The following is a 22628-nucleotide window of genomic DNA, read 5'->3' on the forward strand; positions in this document are numbered from 1 at the left end:
CGAAGCCCGATCAGGGAAACTGACCGGGCTTCAATCAAGTCGATATTATTGTCCGCGTCTTGCAACCGCAGGCGCACCATCTGGTCCGAGCGATGCCACCCATTGAGTGATGGCGGCGATATCCTTTTCACCCAGCATATGATCCGCATCGATGGTGCGGGCATCGACGCGGGCACCACCTGAGCGCAGAAGTGCGGAAAGCGCTGGCGCAAACGGTGAATAGAGCTTGTCCTCTTCGCCTGTGATGGTCAGAACGCGCGCCTTGCTCAGATTGGCGACAGGGGCGTTATCCAGAACCGGCATCGAGCGCATCAGAATGGCGCGCTTCACCAGATCGGGGTGCAGCATCATGGTTGCAGCCAGAAGATTGGCGCCGTTCGAATAGCCCACGAAAGTTGCGTGGGTGAGGTCGAGGTCCTTGTCATCGGCCAGACGCGTCAAAAAGGTCACGAACGCATTGGCTTCGAGCTTCACGTCCTTCTGGTCGAACTTGACCGGCGAGATGCGCTTGTACCAGCGTGTACCGCCATCTTGCATCACGCGACCGCGAATGCCGAGCAGTGTGGCGCGCGGCCAGATCTTGGAAGCCAGCGGCACAAGGCTGGTTTCATTGCCACCCGAACCGTGCAGCAGAATAACCAGTTCATTCGAAGCATTTTCCGGCTTGTAGAAGCGATGAATGAACTGCTTGCTGCGCGAAAAATTCTGTTCCGGGGTCGTTTCCGTATCCATTTTCTTCTCGCGCATTGTCACGCCTTCACCCAGCTTGGGAGCGCCCTGCTCTTCTTTCATCGATGCAGCAATAGCGCTCAGAACCTTGCCCTGACCGTTCGTCGAAACGGGCTGTCCTTCGGCCAGAGCCGAGCCGGCCGCCACCGTGAATGCAGCTGCCGCCAAAGCGGCAATAAACATCTTCTTTACCATGATCTCAATATAGCCAATGAGACGTTAACGAAGGTTTGAAGGCAGCTCTTCCCGGGTGCGTCCCCACCCCTGCCGGCGATAATCACATGACCCGACACATCTCTCCGAAATCGCCCATGCTTTTGCAGGAAGCGCTTTCGGGATGCGCTAATGTAATGCCGTTAACAGCAGAGTTTTAGCGAGAATATGGCAGAATGCACGAAAAGTTACATTGTGTTACAATTCTGTTACGCCTTCACGCGATCTCAACAATGCGTGAACAACATCGTGTTCGCAAATTATCCATGCTTTTGACGCCTTTACGTGGGATCGTATCTGCAAGAGCAGGCTAATCGTTTTGGAAGTGGGAGAGACCATGAGCAGCTTCAAACCCGGGCGTTTTTCATCCGCCCGTCTCACTTATGATGCGGTGACGCCCAAGAGCCTCTATCTGAACCGTCGCAACTTCATGGTCGGCGCGGGTGCACTGGCCGCGGCTGGTGTTGCATCAACCGCCTTTGCCGAACCGCTCAAGGCAAAGGCCTCCGCCTATCAGGTGGATGAAAAGCTGACGCCGCAGGACGCTGTCACGACCTACAATAACTTCTATGAGTTCGGCACGGACAAGAGCGATCCTTCCGCCAATTCCGGCAGCTACAAGCCGCTGCCCTGGAAGCTCACCGTCGATGGCCTCGTGAAACAGCCGAAGGAATTCGACATTCAGGAACTGATTGCCAGGATGCCGCTTGAAGAACGCATCTATCGGATGCGCTGCGTCGAGGCATGGTCGATGGTCATTCCGTGGATCGGGTTTCCGCTCGCAAGCCTTCTGTCGCAGGTGGAGCCGCTTGGTTCCGCCAAATACATCGCCTTTACCGGCGTGGTGCGACCGGAAGAAATGCCGGGCCAGACCGGCCTCTTTCAGGTTCTCGACTGGCCCTATATCGAGGGTCTGCGTCTCGATGAAGCCAATCATCCGCTGACGATCCTTTCGGTCGGCCTTTACGGCGAGACATTGCCCAATGCGAACGGCGCGCCGATCCGGCTCGTGGCGCCCTGGAAATACGGTTTCAAGGGGATCAAGGCGATCACGAAGATCAGCTTTGTCGAAAAGCAGCCGCCAACCTCATGGCAGCAGCAGGCCGCTAACGAATATGGCTTCTATGCCAATGTGAATCCGGAGGTCGATCATCCGCGCTGGAGCCAGGCGACCGAACGGCGTATCGGCGAAGGCGGCTTTTTGGGTTCGGGCCGCCGCCCCACCTTGCCGTTCAACGGTTATGGCGAGGAAGTCGCCTCACTTTATGCGGGCATGGACCTGAAGGTGAATTACTGACATGGCAGCAGCGGCCCAGACAGGCAAAAAGAAGACAGTTCGTCCCGGTGAATGGAAGATCTGGCTGCTTTATGCGGTCGGTTTCGTTCCGGCAGTCTGGACGTTCTATCTGGGCGCAAGCGGCAACCTTGGTGCCGATCCGGTCAAGACTTTCGAACACACGCTTGGCCTGTGGGCTCTGCGCTTTCTCATTCTGACCCTCATGGTAACGCCGATCCGCGACCTGACCGGCATGGCTTTTCTGCGCTATCGCCGGGCGCTCGGCCTGCTCGCCTTCTATTATGCGCTGATGCACTTCGCCACCTATATGGTGCTGGATCAGGGCCTGAACATTTCCGCCATTGTCACCGATATCGTGCGGCGGCCTTTCATCACCATCGGCATGATCAGTCTGGTCCTGCTGGTGCCGCTGGCGCTGACCTCCAACAACTGGTCGATCCGCAAGCTCGGCCGCCGCTGGAACAGCCTGCACAAGCTGGTCTATGTCGCAATCGCTGGCGGCGCGATCCATTTCATCATGTCGGTGAAAAGCTGGCCCGCCGAACCGGTCATCTATGCCGGGATCGTCAGCGCACTGCTTCTATGGCGTCTGGTGCGTCCGCACGCCCGCAACCGCAAGCCTGTTTCCCGCCCGCGCGGCGAAGCAATGGCAGTAAAGAAATAAGCCCTGACACACCAATAACTTTCTACGGTTTCTAATGTAGAAACTTAAATTTACTATTCTAACCGTTACCCCATGACATAGGGATGCAAATCATGTCAGTATCCCGCCGATTTCCGCACACAGAATAATTCCTGGCAGCGGCAACCGACGAATACGGAATGCATATGTCATCTCTCCTGAAATCGGCTCCCGTCCGCATCGCAGGCAAGTTCGTCTTCATTTTATTCGTCCTTATCTTTGCGATATGGGCCAGCTTTGCCATGTGGTTCCAGTTGCCCTTCGGCGATGCCATGCGCGGATCGATCATCGCCGTCTGGCTTCTGATCGCTCTGGGCGTGATTGCAGGCGAAAGACATTACAGCTGCTGGCGCAGGCGACTGGTCTTCTGCCTTCTGGCGCTGGTGATGCTCGGGGCATGGTCCACAGTCCGCCCCTCCCTCAACCGCATCTGGGCGCCCGACGTCGCCCGCACGGTGACGGGAAAGATCAATGGCGACATCGTCACCCTTTCCAATGTCCGCGATTTCACCTGGCGAACGACAGAAGATTTTACGCCCAACTGGAAAGAGGAAACCTACGACCTCAGCAAGATTGCGACGGTGGACGTTTATCTGTCCTATTGGTCGGGCCCGGCAATCGCCCATACGCTTCTGTCATTCGGCTTCGAGGATGGCCGTCATGTGGTCTTTTCCGGCGAAATCCGCCGCGAACACCATGAAGTCTATTCGCCCATCGCCGGTTTCTTCCGCAAATATGAGCTGGCGATGATTGCCGCCGAAGAGCAGGACATCATTTATCTGCGCACCAATGTCCGCAAGGAAAACGTCTATCGCTACCGCGTGAAGCTGCCGCCGGTGGGCGCGCGCGAACTTTTCCTGTCCTATGTCGAGCTTGGCAATGAGCTGGCAGAGCAGCCGAAATTCTATAATACGCTGACCGCAAACTGCACCACGATCATCTTCCACATGGCGCGGGTGCTGGATCCGACCTTCCCGTTCGACTACCGCATCCTCCTGTCAGGCTACCTGCCCGGTTATCTGTACGATCACGGCTGGATCGAGAATGGCGGCACGCTGGAGGAAGCACGCAAACGCGCGTCAATCGACGCAAGAGCGCTCGCGGGTGGACGGGACGGCTTTTCGCAACGTATCCGCGAATAAAAAAACCCGCCGAAACCGAAGCTTCGACGGGGTTCGCATCGATATGAAGAAATTACACCGCAGCGGTGATGATGACTTCAACCTTGTAGTCTGGCGTTGCCAGCGCTGCTTCGCCGGTGGCGCGGGCAGGCGTGTGAGCCGGATCGACCCATGCATCCCAGACAGCGTTCATTTCGCCAAAATCCTTCATGTCGGCGAGCCAGATGATGGCCTGAAGGATCTTGGTCTTGTCGGAGCCCGCTTCCTTGAGAAGGCGGTCCACCTCGACCAGAACGGCCTTGGTCTGTTCGGTAACGCTGGCGCCCGGATTTCCCACCTGACCGGCGAGATAAACAGTGTTGCCGTGAATGACGGCCTGGCTCATGCGCGGGCCGACTCCAATGCGACGGATGCTCATGGTGAACTCCTCTCAATAATGCTCTTCTGCGGGACCAGTCCCGCATGTGAAAATGTTGCGCATCCTTATTAAAGCCCTAGTCTGCTTTGGCAATGCCAATGCCGGTCCGAATGATGCAATTTCAGTAAAAAGAACATTTCCAGCAAAAGTGCGAAGCGGTTTTGCGTGAGGATAATGCTACGAAACAAATACTTGGAGCAGTTCCAGCGACACCGCTCCAACTGGAACCGCTCCGAAGAGGAGGACAGCCATGTCGGAACCACTCGCCGAGATTTATCGCGACTATATTGCATGCCTGAACCGGCAGGACTGGGACGACCTCGGACTTTATGTGCACGAGGAGGCCATTCACAATGGCAGACCTTTGGGGCTTGGCAGCTATCGCACGATGCTGGAACAGGATTTCGAGGCGATTCCCGACCTGCGCTTCAACATAGAATTGCTTGTCAGCGAGCCGCCCTATATTGCCAGCCGGCTTCAGTTCGACTGTACGCCGAAAGGGCTACTGTTCGGCCTCCCGGTCAACGGCAAACGGGTCCGGTTCGCAGAGAATGTTTTCTATGAGTTCGAGAATACGCTCATAAGGAAAGTCTGGTCAGTCATCGATAAGGCTGCGATTGAAGCACAGCTGTGATCATATCAAGCATGTCTTTTTCCCATCATAGCGGGATCAGAAATCAGTCCAGTGGACTGATTTCCCCGTGAAGGCGGTTCCCACTTTTGGAAGACAAGCTTTAGCGCCCGTCACCATTGACTCTTTGCCCCCCTCCCCCTATAAGCCGCGTCACGTTCGCCCGTGCGGTTTTACGGATGGTTTTGTGCTGTCCGTCGCAAGGGACAAGAACCAGCTCCTGTTCAATAGAGCGTGATCCCGAAAAGTGGAAAACAGTTTTCGGACAAGATCGTGTTCAACGGAAAAACAGAATCAAGAAGGGCCGCACACCGCGGTATTAAATAAATGAAGCGCACTTACCAGCCATCCAAGATCGTCCGCAAGCGTCGTCACGGTTTCCGTGCACGCATGGCAACCACCGGCGGCCGCAAGGTTCTCACCGCTCGCCGTTCGCGCGGCCGTAAGCGGCTTTCCGCTTAATCTTTTCCCGCGCTGCAGCGCGGTGAATAAAGAAATGAACAAGCCGAAACAAATACTCCGCCTTCGCAAGAGAGCGGAGTTTTTGGCTTTGAGGAATGGTGAAAAGCGACGTGGTCCACTGTTTCTTCTCGAAGTCCGCGAGCGGACCGAAGAAGAATCGCAAACCGCCAAAATCGGCGAAAAACCCCGTGCAGGTTTCACCGTAACGAAGAAAAACGGCAACGCCGTGATACGAAACCGCATCCGCCGCAGGCTGAGAGAAGCGGTTCGTTGTCACGCAGGGCGTGACATGGCGCCTTCGACCGACTATGTGATCGTAGCGCGCGAGCAAGCCCTCACTGCGCCCTTTTCGCGACTGACCGAAGAACTCTCCCGCCGCATCAAGGCGAAGGGTGAACGGCGGGGCGATGGGAAACGCCGAACGGAAAGACCGGAATCAGGACCCGTCAATGGAAAATAATCGTAATTTCTTCATCACCATTGCCCTGTCCATCCTCGTGCTAACGCTGTGGCAAGTGTTTTATCTGGGTCCGAAAACGGAAGCCCAGCGGGAGCAGGCACGCATTGAGGAGCAGCAGCAGCAGAAACAACAGGCAACGCAACAACAGGCGCAAAGTGGCGACACGCCGCAGATGCCCGCCACGTCCGGAAATATTCCCGGCCATAGCGATGTTGCAGCCGCTGGCGGCACGCTGACCCGCGAGGCAGCCGTTGCCCAGACGCAGCGCGTCGAAATCGATACGCCTTCGCTGCGCGGTTCGATCAACCTGACCGGCGCGCGCCTCGATGATCTCTTCCTGAAGAGATATCACGAGACCGTCGATGATAATTCGCCTCAGATCGAACTGCTCGCGCCCTCGGCGCTGAAGCAGGGCTATTTCGTCGAACTCGGCTTCACCGGCAACGACACGACCGGCCCGGTTCCGGGTCCGAACACGGTCTGGACCGTGGAAGGCAACAACAAGCTGACGCCATCCACGCCGGTCACGCTGACCTATACCAACGAGAAGAACATCACCTTCAAGCGCGTCATTTCGGTCGACGACGCCTATATGTTCGCCGTTGAAGACACGATCACCAACAATACCGGCGCGCCGATCTCGCTGGCCTCCTATGGCCGCGTGACCCGCTTCAACCAGCCGGAACATGCCAGCGCCACCTATGTGCTTCATGAAGGCCTGATCGGCGTCATGGGTCAGGACGGCCTGCAGGAAATCAAGTATTCCAAGGTCGAGGACGACAAGGACATTTCGTTCAAGGACGTGAGCGGTGGCTGGCTCGGCATCACCGACAAGTACTGGGCGGCAACGCTCGTTCCGCCGCAGGACGAAAAGTTCACCGGTCGCTTCTCGCACTTCACCAATGATCGCCCGCGCTACCAGACCGACTTCCTCGGCGCGCCGATGACCATTGCACCCGGCCAGGCACAGACGCTGAAGAACCACGTCTTCGCCGGTGCGAAAGTCGTTTCCAACATCAAGGCCTATGAAGAAAAGCTCGGTATCAAGCAGTTCGAACTGCTGATCGACTGGGGCTGGTTCTACTTCATCACCAAGCCGATGTTCTACCTCATCGACTGGATCTACAAGTTCTCGGGCAATTTCGGCGTCGCCATTCTGGTCGTCACCGTTCTCCTCAAGGGCCTGTTCTTCCCGCTTGCCAACAAGTCGTACAAGTCGATGGCACGCATGAAGCTGGTGCAGCCGAAGCTGACTGAAATCCGCGAGAAATATGCGGATGACAAGATGAAGCAGCAGCAGGAAATGATGCGGCTCTACAAGGAAGAGAAGATCAATCCGCTCGCAGGCTGCTGGCCAGTGCTGGTGCAGATTCCGGTGTTCTTCGCACTCTACAAGGTGCTCTATGTCACCATCGAAATGCGCCATGCGCCGTTCTTCGGCTGGATTCAGGATCTTGCAGCGCCCGATCCGACCTCGCTCTTCAACCTGTTCGGCCTCCTGCCTTTCGGCGTGCCGCACTTCCTGATGATCGGCGTCTGGCCGCTCCTGATGGGCATCACCATGTTCCTGCAGATGCGCATGAACCCGACGCCTCCGGATCCAACGCAGGCCGCCATCTTCACCTGGATGCCGGTGATCTTCACCTTCATGCTGGCTTCGTTCCCGGCTGGTCTCGTGATCTACTGGGCATGGAACAACCTGCTCTCCATTACCCAGCAGGGCATCATCATGAAGCGCCAGGGCGTGAAGATCGAGCTCTTCGACAATCTCAAGGGCCTCTTCAAGCGAAAGCCGAAAGAGGCGAAGAAATAGACTTGAAAGAACCCCGCTTCGGCGGGGTTTTTTGTGCCTTCATGTTGACAATACGGCTCATAACATTGATGCGTGTACACAAGAGAACATACCGACCGGGACAGAACCATTGAACCAGCAGGATAAGAAGCAGGCGGCGATCAGGGCCGCTCAGGCAGCGGCGGATGCGGTCCGGGAAGTCCAGGCGGCACTCGTCGAGGAAGGACGCCTGCTTTTCAAGAAATCGTGGATCTTCATCCGTGGCGTGCCATCGATGAAATTCTTGCCGCCGGAAGGTCCGGTCGAAATCGCTTTCGCAGGCCGCTCCAATGTCGGCAAGTCGTCACTGATCAACGCGCTCGTCAACAAGAAGGGCCTTGCGCGTACATCCAATACGCCGGGCCGCACGCAGGAACTGAACTATTTCGTGCCGGACGGCTATTCCGGCGAAAACGGCGATCTGCCACCGCTCGCACTGGTCGACATGCCGGGCTACGGTTTCGCCGAAGCACCGAAAGCACAGGTCGATGCCTGGACGCGCCTTGTGTTTGATTATCTGCGCGGACGCACCACACTGAAACGTGTCTATGTGCTGATCGATGCCCGCCATGGCATCAAGAAGAACGACGCGGAAGTGCTCGATCTTCTTGATAAGGCGGCCGTCTCCTACCAGATCGTGCTCACCAAGATCGACAAGATCAAGCCCGCGGGCGTACCGCGCCTTCTGGAAGAAACGCACAAGCTTACCTACAAGCGTGCCGCCTGCTTTCCGGGCATCATCGCGACCTCGTCGGAAAAAGGCGAAGGCCTCGACGAGCTGCGTGCAGCAATCGCATTGCTTATCAAGGAAGCCTGATACTATCTATTCTGACGCATGTCCTAATCCCAAAACCGGTTCCCACTTTTGGGGACATGCTCTAGCTCGGGCAGCTTTCCGGCTGCCCGTCCAGCCCTTGATTGAGGCGCTCGAAACGAGCGCTTACATGCCCCTCGCCGCGCTTGATACGCAGCACATAGATGCTGTCGAAATCATTGCCGCGCCATTTCGGCACCGCAGCTTTATCTCCGCCATTGTCCTTGAGCAGATTTCTGGCCAGCTTGTAGAGCTGCTTGTGTTCCCAGCCGACCAGTATCGTCGCATTGCTGTATTGCGGCTGCCCAAGTACCGCCTGCAATTTGCCGATCTCATCATAGCCGAAGCGCGTATCGACCGGCATCTGAAAACGGATGGCGGTCGGCTCCACCGTCGCCAGCGGTCGGTTATAGGCATAGGAAATACCGCTATCCTTCTTTTCCTTGGCAGGATCGGGCGCGAAAATGGCATCGGGCTTGCCGAAATCTTTTGCAATGACGGCAGGCAGTTTCAAGGAACGATTGAGCCCACGACAGCTGAGCTGTCCCATGCCACCTTTGGGCTTTTCTCCATGCCGGATGAGGATGATCGTTTCAGTCGTTGCTGCAGGCGCAGCACAGGATGCAGATGTGCCAAGCAGGCAGGCAAGAACAGTGAGGAATATTTTGCGCATGATGCGGTCTCTGAAAATCATTCCGGGTAAAAACCTGCATAGAGCGCAGACCGGCTTTTTGTTGGGCACGTTTCGGGCCGCAAATTCAAATAATCGCGACCGGGAAAGCGAAAAATAAGCAACTGCGGATTCCAATTACGATGAATCCGGTCTAGAAAAGCCTGCCTCTTTTTGCCCTGTCGCCTGCCATGGAGCCCGCGATGACGACACTTGAAAATCCCGAAATGCAAGCGCAACTCCTGTCCGCGGCCCTGCCCTATATGCAGCGCTACGAGAACAAGCATGTCGTTGTGAAATATGGCGGCCACGCCATGGGCAATCCGGAACTGGGCAAGGCCTTCGCGCGCGATATCGCGCTTCTGAAGCAATCGGGCATCAATCCGATTGTCGTGCATGGCGGCGGCCCGCAGATCCAGGCCATGCTGACCAAGCTCGGTATCGAATCCCGCTTTGAAGGCGGCTTGCGCGTCACCGACGAAAAGACCGTCGAAGTGGTGGAAATGGTTCTGGCCGGTTCCATCAACAAGGAAATCGTCGCCCTCATCAATGCCGAAGGCGAATGGGCGATCGGTCTTTGCGGCAAGGACGGCAACATGGTCTTTGCGCAGAAAGCGCACAAGACCGTCATCGACCCGGATTCCAATATCGAGAAGGTGCTGGACCTCGGCTTTGTCGGTGAACCGGCGGAAGTGGATCGCACCCTGCTCGATCTTCTGGCGCGCTCCGAAATGATACCGGTCATTGCGCCGGTCGCACCGGGTCGCGACGGCCATACCTACAATATCAACGCCGACACGTTTGCAGGCGCGATTGCCGGGGCGCTCGCCGCAACGCGCCTCCTGTTCCTGACCGATGTTCCGGGCGTGCTGGACAAGGACAAGAACCTCATCAAGGAACTGTCCGTTGCCGATGCGCAGGCGCTCATCAAGGACGGCACCATTTCCGGCGGCATGATCCCCAAGGTGGAAACCTGCATCGAAGCAATCCGCCGGGGCGTCGAAGGCGTTGTCATTCTGAATGGCAAGACCCCGCATTCCGTGCTGCTGGAGCTTTTCACCGAACATGGTGCCGGCACCTTGATCGTGCCTTAAGGATCGACCATGACCGATATTCCGGACAGAGCTGCCTTCGCCCATGTCACTGACTGGGTGTTCGACCTCGACAACACGCTCTACCCGCACGCCGCCAATCTGTTCTCGCAGATCGACGTGAAGATGACGAGCTATGTCGAGACTTTGCTGAAACTGCCACGTGACGAAGCGCGCAAGATTCAGAAGCAGTTCTATCTGGAATATGGCACCACGCTGAAAGGCCTGATGGAGTGCCATCAGATTGACCCGGACGATTTTCTGAGACAAGTCCATGACATCGACTATTCCTGGCTGACGCCCGATCCGGCGTTGGGACGGGCGATCAAGGCACTGCCGGGCCGTCGCTTCATCTTTACCAATGGTGATCGCGGTCATGCCGAACGCGCTGCCAGCCAGCTCGGAATTCTCGATGATTTCGACGATATTTTCGACATCGTCGCAGCTGGCCTGACACCGAAGCCTGAACGGGTCACCTATGACCGCTTCCTCGGCGCCTTCGGCATCGATGCGGGCAAGGCCGTGATGTTCGAGGATCTGGCGCGCAATCTGGTCGTTCCCAAAGCCCTCGGCATGAAAACGGTGCTGGTCGTGCCGAACAATTTTGAGCCTACATTTTCCGAGATATGGGAAAGCGATCCCGAGTTCACCGATCAGGTGGACTATGTGACCGATAATCTGACCCAGTTTCTGGAAACCATAATTGCAGACCGATAGGCAATTCACCGGCCTTGAAAGACGCATCGACAAGGCCGCCCACCGCCTTCTCGACAATCTGCCGCGTCACCGGATCAGCGATGCGCTGATCGAGTTTCTGGTCTTCGGGCTGAAACAGGCATGGGCCTGCCTTTTCGGTGGCGCCATGCTGGCGCTCATCATCCTCACCCGCTGGTTCTGGCCGGATGGCGGCGCGGGGTTTATCACGCGCTACGATTTCCTGTTCCTGTCCGCCCTTGCTATCCAGCTTGCCATGCTGGTCTTCAAGCTGGAGGCGTGGGAGGAAGCCAAGGTCATCCTCATCTTCCATGTGGTCGGCACAGCGATGGAAGTGTTCAAGACCCATGCCGGTTCATGGGTCTATCCGGAGGAAAACTTCTTCCGCATTGGCGGCGTTCCTCTGTTTTCCGGCTTCATGTATGCAGCTGTCGGCTCCTATATGGCGCGCATCAATCGCATCTTCGATATAAGGCTGAACCACTATCCACCACTCTGGATGACCGTTGTTCTGGCCGCCGCGATCTATATCAATTTCTTCGCGCACCACTTCATCTGGGATATGCGCTGGCTGCTGTTTGCTGCGACCTTCGTCCTTTTCTGGCGCACGACGATGCATTACCGCGTCTTCCGCTTCCGGCACAAAATGCCGTTGCTGGTCGCCTTTCTGCTGACCTCGCTCTTCATCTGGATTGCCGAGAACATCGGCACATGGTCGAAGGCCTGGCTTTATCCGAACCAGCGCAATGGCTGGGAACTCGTTTCAATGAGCAAGCTCGGCTCGTGGTATCTCCTGATGATTATCTCGGTCGTGCTGGTGACACTCGTTCACCGCCCTCGTCCCTATCGAGCAGAAGAAGAGCCGCAAAAGAAAACGCCCGACCATTTGGCCGGGCGCATCGAACAGAAAATCCGGGGTGATCAGAGCTTGTAAAAATCCTTGATCTGTTCCCAGGCTTCGTCGGCGGTTTCGACAAAGTTGAGCAGTTCGATATCGGCAGGCGAAATCGTACCCTGCTCAGCCAGAAACTCGATATTGATCGCCTTGGTCCAGAACTCCTTACCGAACAGTATCAGCGGCACGCGCTCCATACGGTTGGTCTGGATCAGCGTCATCGCCTCGAAAAGCTCGTCCATCGTTCCAAAGCCGCCGGGGAACACGCAGATCGCCTTGGCGCGCATCAGGAAGTGCATCTTGCGGATCGCAAAATAATGGAAGTTGAAGCAAAGGTCAGGCGTAACATAGGCGTTGGGAGCCTGTTCGTGCGGCAGCACAATGTTGAGACCGATCGTCGGCGCACCGACATCGGCGGCTCCGCGATTGCCCGCTTCCATGACGCCGGGACCGCCGCCCGTCACCACGATGAATTCGCGATAATAGGTCGTCGCGGAATATTCGGAGCAAAGCCGCGCGAATTTGCGCGCTTCCTCGTAATAATGCGCATTGGCTTCAAGGTTCTTCTTCTGAACCTCGTTCTTGGCTGCCCATGCCTCGCCGCCGGGCTCCGGAATGCGCGCACCGCCAAACATGACGACAGTGGACTTGATACCCCGGTCGGCCAGAATCATTTCAGGTTTCAGAAGCTCAAGCTGCAGCCGGATCGGCCGCAGTTCGCGCCGCGTCAGGAAATCATCGTCCGTGAAAGCAAGGCGATAGGCAGGGGCTTCGGTCTGTGGCGTCTGCGGTACGGTGCGCGCCTGCTTGACCGCTTCCTCAGAATTCGGGAATGGCGTCCAGCCAGACTTCTCCATCGGGTTCATGCTCTCACCTGCTCCTTCATTATCGCCATTCAACGCGTAATACCAGGGCGCTGAGATGCTGACGCTATCCAAGCCCTGAAAATGCTCAATTGCCGCACGGGCTTAACCAAAACTCGATGAGTCAAGCTCATCGGGTTTTGGTATAACAGCATCCATTCTGGCGCTAAATGCTTAATCTGTCTCAAACGTGGCACTGCAATCAGATCACGAACGACATTGACCCTCATGGCGCCTTCGCTTAATCAATTTCCCAGCAAACAGGCCGGACTTGTCCACGCCTGCCTTCCGCCGCCCCTTCATGGAGATCGCACCCTATGACCAAGCCAGACCTCGCCTCCCTTGAGAAGACAATCGACAAGGCTTTTGACGAGCGCGACGGTATCAACACGGCAACGCGCGGCGAAGTGCGCGAAGCCGTCGAACAATCGCTCGTTCTGCTCGACCGCGGTGAAGCCCGTGTCGCAGAAAAACAGGCGGACGGCAACTGGCAAGTCAACCAATGGCTGAAGAAAGCAGTTCTGCTCTCCTTCCGTCTCAACCCGATGGAAGTCATCAAGGGCGGCCCCGGCCAGTCCTCCTGGTGGGACAAGGTGCCATCGAAGTTCGACGGCTGGACAGCCAATGAATTCGAAAAGGCAGGCTTCCGCGCCGTACCGAACTGCATCGTGCGCCACTCGGCCTATATCGCGCCAAACGCGATCCTGATGCCATCCTTCGTCAATCTCGGCGCTTATGTCGATGAGGGCACCATGGTCGACACCTGGGCCACCGTCGGCTCCTGTGCACAGATCGGCAAGAACGTTCACCTTTCCGGCGGCGTCGGCATCGGCGGCGTTCTGGAACCGATGCAGGCCGGTCCAACCATCATCGAAGACAATTGTTTCATCGGTGCCCGCTCGGAAGTCGTTGAAGGCTGCATCGTGCGTGAAGGTTCGGTCCTCGGCATGGGCGTCTTCATCGGCAAATCGACCAAGATCGTGGATCGCGCAACCGGCGAAGTCTTCTATGGCGAAGTGCCGCCCTATTCGGTCGTCGTTGCAGGCACCATGCCGGGCAAGAACGTTCCCGGCGAAAACTGGGGTCCGAGCCTCTATTGCGCCGTGATCGTCAAGCGCGTCGATGAAAAGACCCGCTCCAAGACCTCGATCAACGAATTGCTGCGTGACTAGAGCATGTCTCCCGAAAGTGGGAACCGGTTTCGGGATAAAGACATTCTTAAAACAAATGGATAGCGCGTTTCGACAATGACTGAGAGCGTGCTTAAAAACAAAAGGCGACGCTGCTGGCGTCGCCTTTTTGCATTTAATGGTCGCCCCTTCGGATGGCGCAATGCCTCTGATCCGGGCAGTCCGGGGAGACACTGACGCCATCCTCCGGGGAGATTTCTTGGCAGCCCTTCGGCTGCCCCGCGTGTCACATGCGTGAGGGGGAGGAACGCAACGGACGATGCAGGGCGACCGACAGGCTCAGCCGTCAGAACAAATTAGTTCTGGTAGCTGGACGGGGAAGCGTCGCCGAAGCGATGAGCCGAGCCGTCCTGATTAACTGGCGCAGACTGACGAATGGCAGCCGGAGCCGTATAGTCGATGTTGCTGCGGGTCGAAGCGACCGGCGTTTCGCCAGGAAGAACGAAAGCCTTGTCCTGAGCAGCCATTGCAGGCGGCTGGCCAACGAACGGGTTTTCGGCATAGGCAGCACCGGCGCTAAGAGCGACAGCAAGAGCGGCGAGAGCAAACTTCTTCATTTCTTTATTCCTTTTCTCCATGGCGTCCCCGGCATCGGTGCTTAACCGGCTGAACCTTGAGACTGCATCTCAGGCATAGAGGGGACCTTTGGTTAGCTGGGCCTTCGTGGCCCGCCCTACGGTGTCAGGCACATCTGGGAGGAAATGCCCCGACACCTTCGGGAATACATGCAATGTGGGTATTTCATTCATGCCCGGTCCGTCTGGACCGGAGAGGCCAAAAGTCCGAGCGGACTTTTAGTTCTGGTAAGAGGAAGGCGATGCGTCACCGAAGCGGTGAGCCGAACCATCCTGATAAACCGTTGCCTTGTTGATCGAGGCAGGAGCCGTGTAATCGAGCTTCTGGCTCTGCGTTGCAACCGGCGTACGGTCATTTGCATAAAGATCGGCAGGTTCGCCGACATGTGGGTTTTCTGCAAAAGCGGCACCAGCGGTAAGAGCAAGAGCAGCGGCAGCAAGAACAATCTTCTTCATTTTCCTATCTCCTTGGAAAGTGGAGCGGCGTTTGTTCGTCGTTCCGATGCAGCTGAAATGGGTGACAGTGGGCAAAAGTTCCAGTCACGAAAATGTTTTCTTTATCACACATTTGTGCGGCCATTTTCTTGGAGGACGATAATTGAAATTATAAAATAATAACAAAATCAAATACTTAATTGATATACCAGCAATCACACGACTGTTACAAAGTGTCTTTTGTTCAAAAAGAGCGAACAGTCTGTCCCAATATATTGTCCAATGAGAGTGAACAATGATGCGATTTTTCGCGAAATCGGTCCTTTGCAAACGACGCAAGCTTCGTCGAAATGACACCCTGATTTGCGGCTGGCATCGTTCAGCCAGTCAAATCAGCCCATACTCAAAAGAAAAGCCGCATCGAAATGCGGCTTGATGACATTCAATTGGACCAGCTCTTGATTGAACGCTGTAACCCCGATCAGTTGTTTGCAACAGCGACCGAACGCCCGGCAATGGAAACCCACTGACCGGAATTGGCAGGCGACTGCATCTTGATATAGCGGTACGAAGTTTTCTCGACCGGCAACACCTCGTCGCGCAGATTGTCGAGGATATAGTCGCCATGATCTGTGCGGGCGGTCAGGACGACATGCGGCTCGCTGCCCTGTACCATAGTAATGAGAAGCTGTGACGGGCTGATACCCCGCGCCATCAGCTGGGCCCGCTTCATCAGGACATAGTCTTCGCAATCGCCCTTGCCGTTGACCGGAATGGTCCAGTAATCGCGCTTGCCATAATTATCCTGATCGGAGACCGGTTTGATGCGGCGATTGACGGAGCTGCTGACCGATTGCAGCAGCTTCGCGCGCTGCGGGGTCATCTTCATCGGCGGCAATACGCGATGCGCACCGCAATCGCGCTTGTTACGATCGCAGTACTCCTTGTGTCCGTAAGGAATGCTTGTAAGCCCGCCTGCTTCACTCCATTGCGCGGCCTTGGCCGGTATTGTCGTCGCCCCGAAGAGCACCATCATGCCTGCTATCGCAGAAGTGACAAAACGCATGCGCAGTTTCCCATTTAAAAAGAGTCCCCGTTGAGCGGCCCTTTGCGGGTCTCGTTATCAACTTATTTTTAACTAACGATGACAGGCCCCCTCCGGTCAAGGAAATTTCGTTCCCAAATTGAAACCGGTTGAGAAAAACAAGTGAAAGGCGAAACGATGCCGCCTGCGCGCAACCATCGGATTGCTGTTTCATCCGCCGGCTTCCGGCCTGTTTTTTCAACGCGCATCCTGTTCCGAAAACCGCTTCGCACTTTTCGGGATGCAGTTTGTTTCAACGCGCATCTTATTCCGAAAACCGCTTCGCACTTTTCGGGATGCGCGATAATCTCGCCGTCAGACGATTCCCTTTTCAAAAAAGTCCCGATCTCATGAGCTTAGCCGTCAATCCCGCCGATAACCTTGCCGCCCTCATCCGTTGTGCATCCGTAACGCCTGCCGAGGGCGGTGCGCTGACGGCGCTGGAAGCAATGTTGAAGCCGATGGGGTTTTCGGTGGAACGACCTGTCTTCCACGATGAAGACACGCCCGACATCGAAAACCTTTATGCACGCAAATCGGGCAATGGCCCGCATCTGATGTTTGCGGGACATACCGATGTCGTGCCTCCCGGCAATGAGGGCGACTGGAAACACCCGCCCTTTTCTGCCGCTATTGAAGACGGCGTGATGTACGGTCGCGGTGCGGTTGACATGAAGGGCGGTGTCGCCTGTTTCGTGGCCGCAGTTGCCCGTCACATCGAAAAGCACGGCAGCATCAAGGGCAGCGTTTCGTTCCTCATCACCGGCGACGAGGAAGGCCCGGCCATCAATGGCACGGTCAAGCTTCTCGACTGGGCGAAGCAGCGCGGCGAAAGCTGGGATGCATCCATCGTCGGAGAGCCGAGCAACCCGAATGCACTCGGCGATGCGATCAAGATCGGACGGCGCGGCTCGCTGTCCGGCACGATCACCGTCCATGGCGTGCAGGGCCATGCCGCCTATCCGCATCTGGCCGAAAACCCGGTACGCGGCATTACCACGCTGGTCGACAGCCTGCTTTATCCGGCTTTCGACCAAGGGACGGCCAATTTCCAGGCCAGCAATCTGGAAGTGACGAGCATCGACGTCGGCAACAAGGCCACCAATGTCATTGCGAACAAGGCAACGGCCTCGTTCAACATCCGCTTCAACGACACCTGGACGGCAGAGACCTTGCAGGCCGAAATCATCGCGCGCCTCGAAAAAGCCGCCAGCGACAATCGCCTGCGACCAGGTCGCGAAACACCGATCAAATACGAACTCGCCTGGCGCGAGCATCCGAGCCATGTGTTCCTGACCCGTGACGAAAAGCTGATCGGCACGTTGACGGATTCCGTCGAGGCCGTAACGGGCAAACGCCCGGAACTGTCGACATCGGGCGGCACGTCCGATGCCCGTTTCATCAAGGATTACTGTCCGGTGGTCGAGTTCGGCCTTGTCGGACAGACCATGCATATGGTTGACGAGCGCGTGGCCCTTGCCGACCTCGAAGGCCTGACACAGATTTATGAACGCTTCATCGCCGATTTCTTTGGGTAACGCATAGCCCCGGAAAGTCGCATGACTGTTCCGCCGGGATTACGCGAAAAATTGGGAATCTCATGCCAAGCCTGGACGATATTTTCAGATATTTCTGGGGCGTCTGGAAAATGATGCTCGGGCGCAAGGAAGGACTGGGCTATCTCGACATTTCCGCCGAGGGCTTCTGGTCGTCCTTCTTTGCGATAGCGATTGCACTGCCGCCGCTCTTCGCAAGCTGGGTCGCTTATGCCGCGGATCTGACGGCAGGTCGCGAGGAGGCAGGCTTGCGCTTTGCCATCGTCACGCGCGCAGCCTTCGTGGACATAGCGGCCTGGATTATTCCGCTCGTCATCATCGGCCTTATCGCCAAGCGGATCGGCATTGCCAAGCGTTATGCGGCTTTCGTGATTGCCACCAACTGGGGCAGCGCACTGCTTTCGTGGGTCTTCGCACCCATTACACTGCTACAGCTCTTCTTTCCCGGACGATTCGACATCGCGACACTGTTTGCCTTCATCATGTTCGGCGCATCCATTGTGCTGAGCTACCGGCTGACTTTTGTCGCGTTGCAGCGCCCACATGCCTATGCGGCACCATTCTTCGCCTGCATCGTCTTTGGCTCACTGTTCCTGACCGTCCTGCTGCAGCAACTGCTCGGGATCGGCTTTGATCCGCACGCCTATTAAAGCGAAAGCCATTATATCGGCATGGGATGATTGAGGGCGCTGGCGATCTCGGCCATGACGGCACGGAGAGCCGGAACCGTCTTCATATCGGAATGAACGACCATCCACACCTCGCGTATGAGCGGGGCATGATCCGGCAGCGCTGGCACCAGCTGCTCCTGCGTCTCAGCCATGAAATCAGGCAACATGGCTATGCCTGCGTTCTCTCTTACAAGAGCGAGCTGCATCTCCAGCGTATTGGCGCGCAGGGCGATTGGCCGGGCACCAGCCAAAGCAAGCAAATGGGCCTGCTGCGGAGCGTCTTCCAGACTTTCATCATAAGCGATGAACTGCCATTCTTCAGGAGGAGTTCGCGCCAGATAATCCCGGCTCGCATAAGGGCGGAAAGCTTCCTCGCCCAGCCTGCGAATGGTGAGATCGCCGGTTGTCGGGCGCGTCAGGCGAATAGCTATATCCGCCTCCCGACGGTTCAGTGAACTGAAGCGTGCTTCTCCCATCACACGCATATGGATACCCGGATATTGTTCTGACACGGCAGCGAGCGGCTTCGCCAGTCTTGCAACCGCATAGGACGGCGGCGCGGTGAGCGTGATGGTCGCGCTTATGCCCGTATCCCGAACTGCGCCGAAACGGCTGATGGCTTGTGCCTCGTCCTGCATCTTGCGGGCAATCGCCGCAATCCGCTCGCCGTCTTCCGTCAGCAGAAAACGTCGCCCCCGACGATCAACCAGTTTCAAACCGGTTTCGGATTCCAGAGCTGCCACACGTCGCGCAATCGTCGCATGTTCTACATTGAGCAATCGCGCGGCACCGGACAGAGTCCCCGTATCGGCCAAAGCCACAAAGTAACGCACGCTTTCCCAATTCACCATTGTGAAATTTTTCCCATACGCTGCGATCAAATCGGCAATTTTTTCCCGTTTCTCTATCCGCGATACTGCCACGGATTGCAACGGAGGCTGACTGATGGACTACGAGATCATTCTGAACGAAACAGGTGAAGCAGGGCTGCTTCAGACAGACCCGCAGACACCCCGAAGCCCCGGTGCGGGCGAGATACGTCTTCGCCACGAGGCAATCGGCGTGAACTTTGTCGACATATACCATCGGACCGGCCTCTATCCGCTGCCGTCCTTTCCGGCAGTGCTCGGCGTCGAAGGTGCAGGCGTGGTGGAAGCTGTCGGATCGGATGTAACCGACCTCAAGCCAGGCGACAGGGTTGCTTATGCGGGCCTGCCAGTGGGGGCATATGCTTCAACCCGGCTTCTACCGGCCCAAAGGGCGCTGCTACTGCCCAGCACAATTTCCTCGCAGTCGGCGGCAGCGACCATGCTGCGCGGTCTTACCACCCACATGCTCCTCACCAATACATTTCCCGTTGGCCCGGATACAATCATGCTGGTGCATGCAGCCGCAGGCGGACTGGGCACTTTGCTGACCCGCTGGGGCAAGGCTCTTGGAGCAACTGTGATCGGAACGGTCAGCTCGGAAGACAAAGCCGAAATGGCGCGCAAAAACGGTGCCGATCATGTGCTCGTCGGACGCGATTGCGATTTCGTGACAGCCACCCGGCGCCTCACGGATGGACAGGGCGTTCACGTCGCCTATGACGGGATCGGCGGTGAAACTCTGGCCAAAACGGCACAATGCGTGCGCCCGTTTGGAACTCTGGCGAGCATCGGTCAGGCCGGTGGAAAAATCTCCCAGACCGTCATTGATGCACTCGGCAATCAAGCAGATCTTTCTTTCGTCCGGCCAAGCGTGATCGCTTACATCAACGATCTGGATAACTACCGAAACTCCGCTTCCAAGCTTTTCGACATCATGGAAAAGGGACTGACTGGAACGATTGGGGCAACCTATCCGCTGAGCGAGGCAGAACAGGCCCATCGTGCGCTGGAGACGGGAAAATCATCCGGAAGTTTACTCTTGATTCCCTAGAGCGCGCTTCGGGTCTCAGTACGGAAAGGCGTAGTCCACACCAATCAGATAAAGCCCATAGGGCGGGGCAACCTGCCCGCAGGCCTTGCGATCTTTGACTTCCAAAGCCGCTTGCAGATCATCCGCCGTCCAGCGGCCAACACCCACTTCCATCAGGCTGCCTGCGAAGGACCTGACCTGATTGTGCAGGAAAGACCGCGCCGAAACGCGCATTTCCACGTAATCGCCGTTGCGGATGACATCGAGCCGGTCGAGCGTCTTGACCGGGCTCTTGGCCTGGCATTGCGTGGCGCGAAACGTCGTGAAGTCGTGCTCGCCCAGGAGCCGCTTTGCTGCTTCGTGCATCGCTTCAGCATCAAGTCGCTTCTGCACCCACCATGCGCGCTGATAATCAATCGCCAGAGGCGCACGGCGATTATGGATACGATAGAGATAATGCCGGGCACGCGCTGAAAAACGCGCATCGAATGTGTCCGTCGTCTTCTCGACATTCAAGATGCTGACGCGCTCATCCGCCATGACGAGGTGCGCATTGACCGCATCGCGCACCTTGCCTGCACCCCAATCCTTGGTGAGATCGACATGCACGACCTGTGCGGTTGCATGCACGCCTGCATCGGTGCGGCCAGCCGCACTCAGCGTCAAATCTTCCCCGCAGAACTTCTTGAATGCCAGTTCGATGGCATTCTGCACCGCATGGCCGTTTTCCTGCCGCTGCCAGCCAACATAGGGCGTGCCGTCATATTCGACAGTGAGCTTGTAGCGCGGCACCGCTTACAGAACCTTCGAAACCTGTGCGCCACGCAGAAATTCTTGCGCGGGCAATGGCTTGCCGCCGGAACGCTGCAGCGTAACGAGCCGCACGGCCCTTTCCCCGCAGGCAACCGTCAGGCGATCGTCCAGCACCGTGCCCGGTTCCCCGGACCCCTCACCCAGCGCCGAGCGCTGAAGCTTCACACGTTCGACAGCGCCATTGATTTCCATCTCGCACCATGCACCCGGAAAGGGCGACAGACCGCGAATGGTATTGTGCACGTCCTGTGCCGGCTTCGACCAGTCGATGCGCGCCTCGGCCTTGTCGATCTTGGCGGCATAGGTGACGCCTTCTTCCGCCTGCGGCTGCAAGGCAAGGCTTTCACGCTCAAGCGCGCCCAGCGCACGGATCATCAGGTCGGCGCCGATCATGCTCAGACGGTCATGCAGTTCGCCTGCCGTCATGTCCGGCGTGATCGCAACCTTTTCGGCCATGGCAACGGGACCGGTATCGAGCCCGGCATCCATCTTCATGATCATCATGCCGGTTTCGCTATCGCCTGCCATGATGGCACGCTGGATCGGAGCAGCCCCGCGCCAGCGCGGCAGCAGCGAGGCATGGCCGTTATAGCAACCGAGGCGCGGTGCATCCAGAATGGCTTGCGGCAGCAGCAGACCATAGGCCACGACAATCGCGACATCGGCTTCGAGGCTTGCGAAAACGTCCTGCTCTTCCACGCCCTTGAGGCTCTTCGGCGTGAACACCGGAATACCGAACTGTTCGGCCTTTTCATGCACCGGTGACTTGGTCAGCTCCAGCCCGCGACGGCCAGCCGGACGCGGCGGCTGCGTATAGGCCGCAACAACCTCATAACCGTGACCGATGATGGCGGTGAGGATCGGCACGGAAAATTCCGGTGTCCCCATGAAAACGACACGCATTAAAGCACTTTCCCGGGCGCGCGCTGGCTGGCGAGCTTCTTGAACTTCTTGATGACCATATCGCGCTTCAGCTTGGAAATATGATCGATGAAGAGCACGCCGTTCAGATGATCGATCTCATGCTGCAGGCAGGTAGCCATCAGCCCGTCGGCTTCGATCAAATGCTGTTTGCCATCTGCATCGAAGTAATTGACCTTGATGGCGGCTGGCCGTTCCACTTCGGCATAATAATCCGGTATCGAAAGGCAGCCTTCCTCATAGGTGCTGACTTCATCCGTCACGCCGACAATCTCGGGATTGATGAAGACATGCGGCGCTTTCGGTTCATCTTCCTTGGCAAGGTCGATGACGAGCATGCGGATCGGTTCGCCTACCTGAATGGCGGCGAGGCCAATGCCCGGCGCATCATACATGGTGTCGAACATGTCGCCGGCAAATTTGCGCAGCTGGTCGTCAAAGCGCTCCACAGGCTTGGAAACCTGGCGCAGGACGGGATCGGGAAGGATGACAAGCGGTTTTACAGACATGGGCTTTCACGTAATGGCTCACGCGAGAATCGTCAATTACACTTTGCAAAATGTTCTCGTTTTGATCTCATCAAGACGATACGA

26 protein-coding genes are annotated in these 22628 nt (G+C 56.9%); 15 read left to right on the forward strand and 11 right to left on the reverse strand.

Going from position 1 to position 22628, the window contains the following annotated elements:
• Window positions 1-45: 45 nt before the first annotated feature.
• Complete coding sequence (locus tag FG152_RS13055) at window positions 46-924, reverse strand: alpha/beta hydrolase (protein WP_010659437.1); 879 nt, start codon at window positions 922-924, stop codon at window positions 46-48.
• A 355-nt stretch (window positions 925-1279) separates the two neighbouring features.
• Here FG152_RS13055 and msrP point away from each other — a divergent pair, with 355 nt between their 5' ends.
• From msrP to FG152_RS13070, 3 genes are all read left to right on the forward strand, one after another.
• On the forward strand, window positions 1280-2239 hold the full coding sequence (gene msrP, locus FG152_RS13060; protein WP_010659436.1) for a protein-methionine-sulfoxide reductase catalytic subunit MsrP: 960 nt from the start codon (window positions 1280-1282) through the stop codon (window positions 2237-2239).
• Window position 2240: 1 nt separating this feature from the next.
• Window positions 2241-2903 carry a protein-methionine-sulfoxide reductase heme-binding subunit MsrQ gene (gene msrQ, locus FG152_RS13065; protein ID WP_010659435.1) on the forward strand — a complete coding sequence of 221 codons (663 nt, stop codon included), beginning with the start codon at window positions 2241-2243 and terminating at the stop codon, window positions 2901-2903.
• A gap of 164 nt (window positions 2904-3067) precedes the next feature.
• Window positions 3068-4063 carry an Lnb N-terminal periplasmic domain-containing protein gene (locus FG152_RS13070; protein WP_010659434.1) on the forward strand — a complete coding sequence of 332 codons (996 nt, stop codon included), beginning with the start codon at window positions 3068-3070 and terminating at the stop codon, window positions 4061-4063.
• Window positions 4064-4115: 52 nt separating this feature from the next.
• Here the strand turns inward: FG152_RS13070 and FG152_RS13075 are convergent, their stop codons facing one another.
• Entirely contained in the window at window positions 4116-4460 is a 345-nt protein-coding gene (locus tag FG152_RS13075) for a RidA family protein (RefSeq protein ID WP_010659433.1), read from the reverse strand.
• A gap of 250 nt (window positions 4461-4710) precedes the next feature.
• Here FG152_RS13075 and FG152_RS13080 point away from each other — a divergent pair, with 250 nt between their 5' ends.
• From FG152_RS13080 to yihA, 5 genes are all read left to right on the forward strand, one after another.
• Complete coding sequence (locus FG152_RS13080; RefSeq protein WP_010659432.1) at window positions 4711-5094, forward strand: ester cyclase; 384 nt, start codon at window positions 4711-4713, stop codon at window positions 5092-5094.
• A 324-nt stretch (window positions 5095-5418) separates the two neighbouring features.
• The gene (gene rpmH / locus FG152_RS13085) at window positions 5419-5553 is read left to right on the forward strand and encodes a 50S ribosomal protein L34 (RefSeq protein WP_010659431.1); all 135 of its coding nucleotides are present in this window, start codon (window positions 5419-5421) and stop codon (window positions 5551-5553) included.
• Between the two features lie 34 nt (window positions 5554-5587).
• Window positions 5588-6013, forward strand: coding sequence for a ribonuclease P protein component (gene rnpA, locus FG152_RS13090; protein ID WP_010659430.1), 426 nt, complete (start codon window positions 5588-5590; stop codon window positions 6011-6013).
• Window positions 6003-7826, forward strand: a complete 1824-nt coding sequence (gene yidC / locus FG152_RS13095; protein ID WP_010659429.1) for a membrane protein insertase YidC — start codon at window positions 6003-6005, stop codon at window positions 7824-7826. The genes rnpA and yidC overlap by 11 nt, the downstream gene beginning before the upstream one ends.
• Window positions 7827-8034: 208 nt before the next feature.
• Window positions 8035-8661 (forward strand): ribosome biogenesis GTP-binding protein YihA/YsxC, encoded by a 627-nt coding sequence (gene yihA / locus FG152_RS13100; RefSeq protein ID WP_036563705.1) that lies wholly within the window; start codon window positions 8035-8037, stop codon window positions 8659-8661.
• 61 nt (window positions 8662-8722) lie between these two features.
• Here yihA and FG152_RS13105 read toward each other — a convergent pair whose 3' ends face one another.
• Window positions 8723-9331: a hypothetical protein gene (locus tag FG152_RS13105; RefSeq protein WP_029376034.1), complete on the reverse strand. Its 609-nt coding sequence runs from the start codon at window positions 9329-9331 to the stop codon at window positions 8723-8725.
• A 200-nt stretch (window positions 9332-9531) separates the two neighbouring features.
• On the opposite strand from FG152_RS13105, the gene argB reads away from it, so the two are divergent.
• The 3 genes from argB to FG152_RS13120 are packed head-to-tail and all read left to right on the forward strand — an operon-like array spanning window position 9532 to window position 12067.
• Window positions 9532-10422, forward strand: a complete 891-nt coding sequence (argB, locus tag FG152_RS13110) for an acetylglutamate kinase (RefSeq protein WP_010659426.1) — start codon at window positions 9532-9534, stop codon at window positions 10420-10422.
• A gap of 9 nt (window positions 10423-10431) precedes the next feature.
• Window positions 10432-11136: a pyrimidine 5'-nucleotidase gene (locus FG152_RS13115; RefSeq protein ID WP_010659425.1), complete on the forward strand. Its 705-nt coding sequence runs from the start codon at window positions 10432-10434 to the stop codon at window positions 11134-11136.
• Window positions 11123-12067, forward strand: a complete 945-nt coding sequence (locus FG152_RS13120; RefSeq protein WP_010659424.1) for a DUF817 domain-containing protein — start codon at window positions 11123-11125, stop codon at window positions 12065-12067. Before FG152_RS13115 ends, FG152_RS13120 begins: the two co-directional genes overlap by 14 nt.
• Here FG152_RS13120 and FG152_RS13125 read toward each other — a convergent pair.
• Complete coding sequence (locus tag FG152_RS13125; protein ID WP_012091443.1) at window positions 12055-12894, reverse strand: LOG family protein; 840 nt, start codon at window positions 12892-12894, stop codon at window positions 12055-12057. The genes FG152_RS13120 and FG152_RS13125 overlap by 13 nt on opposite strands.
• 314 nt (window positions 12895-13208) lie before the next feature.
• Here FG152_RS13125 and dapD point away from each other — a divergent pair, with 314 nt between their 5' ends.
• Window positions 13209-14063 (forward strand): 2,3,4,5-tetrahydropyridine-2,6-dicarboxylate N-succinyltransferase, encoded by an 855-nt coding sequence (gene dapD / locus FG152_RS13130; protein ID WP_010659422.1) that lies wholly within the window; start codon window positions 13209-13211, stop codon window positions 14061-14063.
• A 314-nt stretch (window positions 14064-14377) separates the two neighbouring features.
• Here the strand turns inward: dapD and FG152_RS13135 are convergent, their stop codons facing one another.
• The 3 genes from FG152_RS13135 to FG152_RS13145 all read right to left on the reverse strand — a co-directional run bounded on the left by FG152_RS13135 (window position 14378) and on the right by FG152_RS13145 (window position 16124).
• Entirely contained in the window at window positions 14378-14638 is a 261-nt protein-coding gene (locus FG152_RS13135) for a hypothetical protein (RefSeq protein ID WP_010659421.1), read from the reverse strand.
• A 237-nt stretch (window positions 14639-14875) separates the two neighbouring features.
• Window positions 14876-15112 carry a hypothetical protein gene (locus FG152_RS13140; protein ID WP_010659420.1) on the reverse strand — a complete coding sequence of 79 codons (237 nt, stop codon included), beginning with the start codon at window positions 15110-15112 and terminating at the stop codon, window positions 14876-14878.
• Window positions 15113-15572: 460 nt separating this feature from the next.
• Complete coding sequence (locus tag FG152_RS13145; RefSeq protein ID WP_010659419.1) at window positions 15573-16124, reverse strand: transglutaminase-like cysteine peptidase; 552 nt, start codon at window positions 16122-16124, stop codon at window positions 15573-15575.
• Window positions 16125-16525: 401 nt separating this feature from the next.
• On the opposite strand from FG152_RS13145, the gene dapE reads away from it, so the two are divergent.
• Both dapE and FG152_RS13155 read left to right on the forward strand, forming a co-directional pair.
• Window positions 16526-17713: a succinyl-diaminopimelate desuccinylase gene (dapE, locus tag FG152_RS13150; RefSeq protein ID WP_010659417.1), complete on the forward strand. Its 1188-nt coding sequence runs from the start codon at window positions 16526-16528 to the stop codon at window positions 17711-17713.
• A 62-nt stretch (window positions 17714-17775) separates the two neighbouring features.
• On the forward strand, window positions 17776-18381 hold the full coding sequence (locus tag FG152_RS13155) for a hypothetical protein (RefSeq protein WP_010659416.1): 606 nt from the start codon (window positions 17776-17778) through the stop codon (window positions 18379-18381).
• Between the two features lie 11 nt (window positions 18382-18392).
• Here FG152_RS13155 and FG152_RS13160 read toward each other — a convergent pair whose 3' ends face one another.
• A complete protein-coding gene (locus tag FG152_RS13160; protein WP_010659415.1) occupies window positions 18393-19253 on the reverse strand; it encodes a LysR family transcriptional regulator in 861 nt (286 codons plus the stop codon).
• 94 nt (window positions 19254-19347) lie between these two features.
• Between FG152_RS13160 and FG152_RS13165 the strand changes: the two genes are divergently transcribed.
• The gene (locus FG152_RS13165; RefSeq protein ID WP_010659414.1) at window positions 19348-20322 is read left to right on the forward strand and encodes a quinone oxidoreductase family protein; all 975 of its coding nucleotides are present in this window, start codon (window positions 19348-19350) and stop codon (window positions 20320-20322) included.
• Between the two features lie 15 nt (window positions 20323-20337).
• Here FG152_RS13165 and truA read toward each other — a convergent pair whose 3' ends face one another.
• From truA to def, 3 genes are read right to left on the reverse strand one after another with little or no spacing between them, the layout of a single operon-like run.
• Window positions 20338-21093 carry a tRNA pseudouridine(38-40) synthase TruA gene (gene truA / locus FG152_RS13170; RefSeq protein ID WP_010659413.1) on the reverse strand — a complete coding sequence of 252 codons (756 nt, stop codon included), beginning with the start codon at window positions 21091-21093 and terminating at the stop codon, window positions 20338-20340.
• Window positions 21094-21096: 3 nt separating this feature from the next.
• Window positions 21097-22017: a methionyl-tRNA formyltransferase gene (gene fmt, locus FG152_RS13175; protein WP_010659412.1), complete on the reverse strand. Its 921-nt coding sequence runs from the start codon at window positions 22015-22017 to the stop codon at window positions 21097-21099.
• Complete coding sequence (def, locus tag FG152_RS13180) at window positions 22017-22544, reverse strand: peptide deformylase (protein WP_010659411.1); 528 nt, start codon at window positions 22542-22544, stop codon at window positions 22017-22019. The genes fmt and def overlap by 1 nt, the downstream gene beginning before the upstream one ends.
• Window positions 22545-22628: the final 84 nt, after the last annotated feature.

This window comes from Ochrobactrum sp. XJ1, from assembly GCF_024701725.1.
GTDB classification, from domain to species: Bacteria; Pseudomonadota; Alphaproteobacteria; order Rhizobiales; family Rhizobiaceae; genus Brucella; species Brucella anthropi.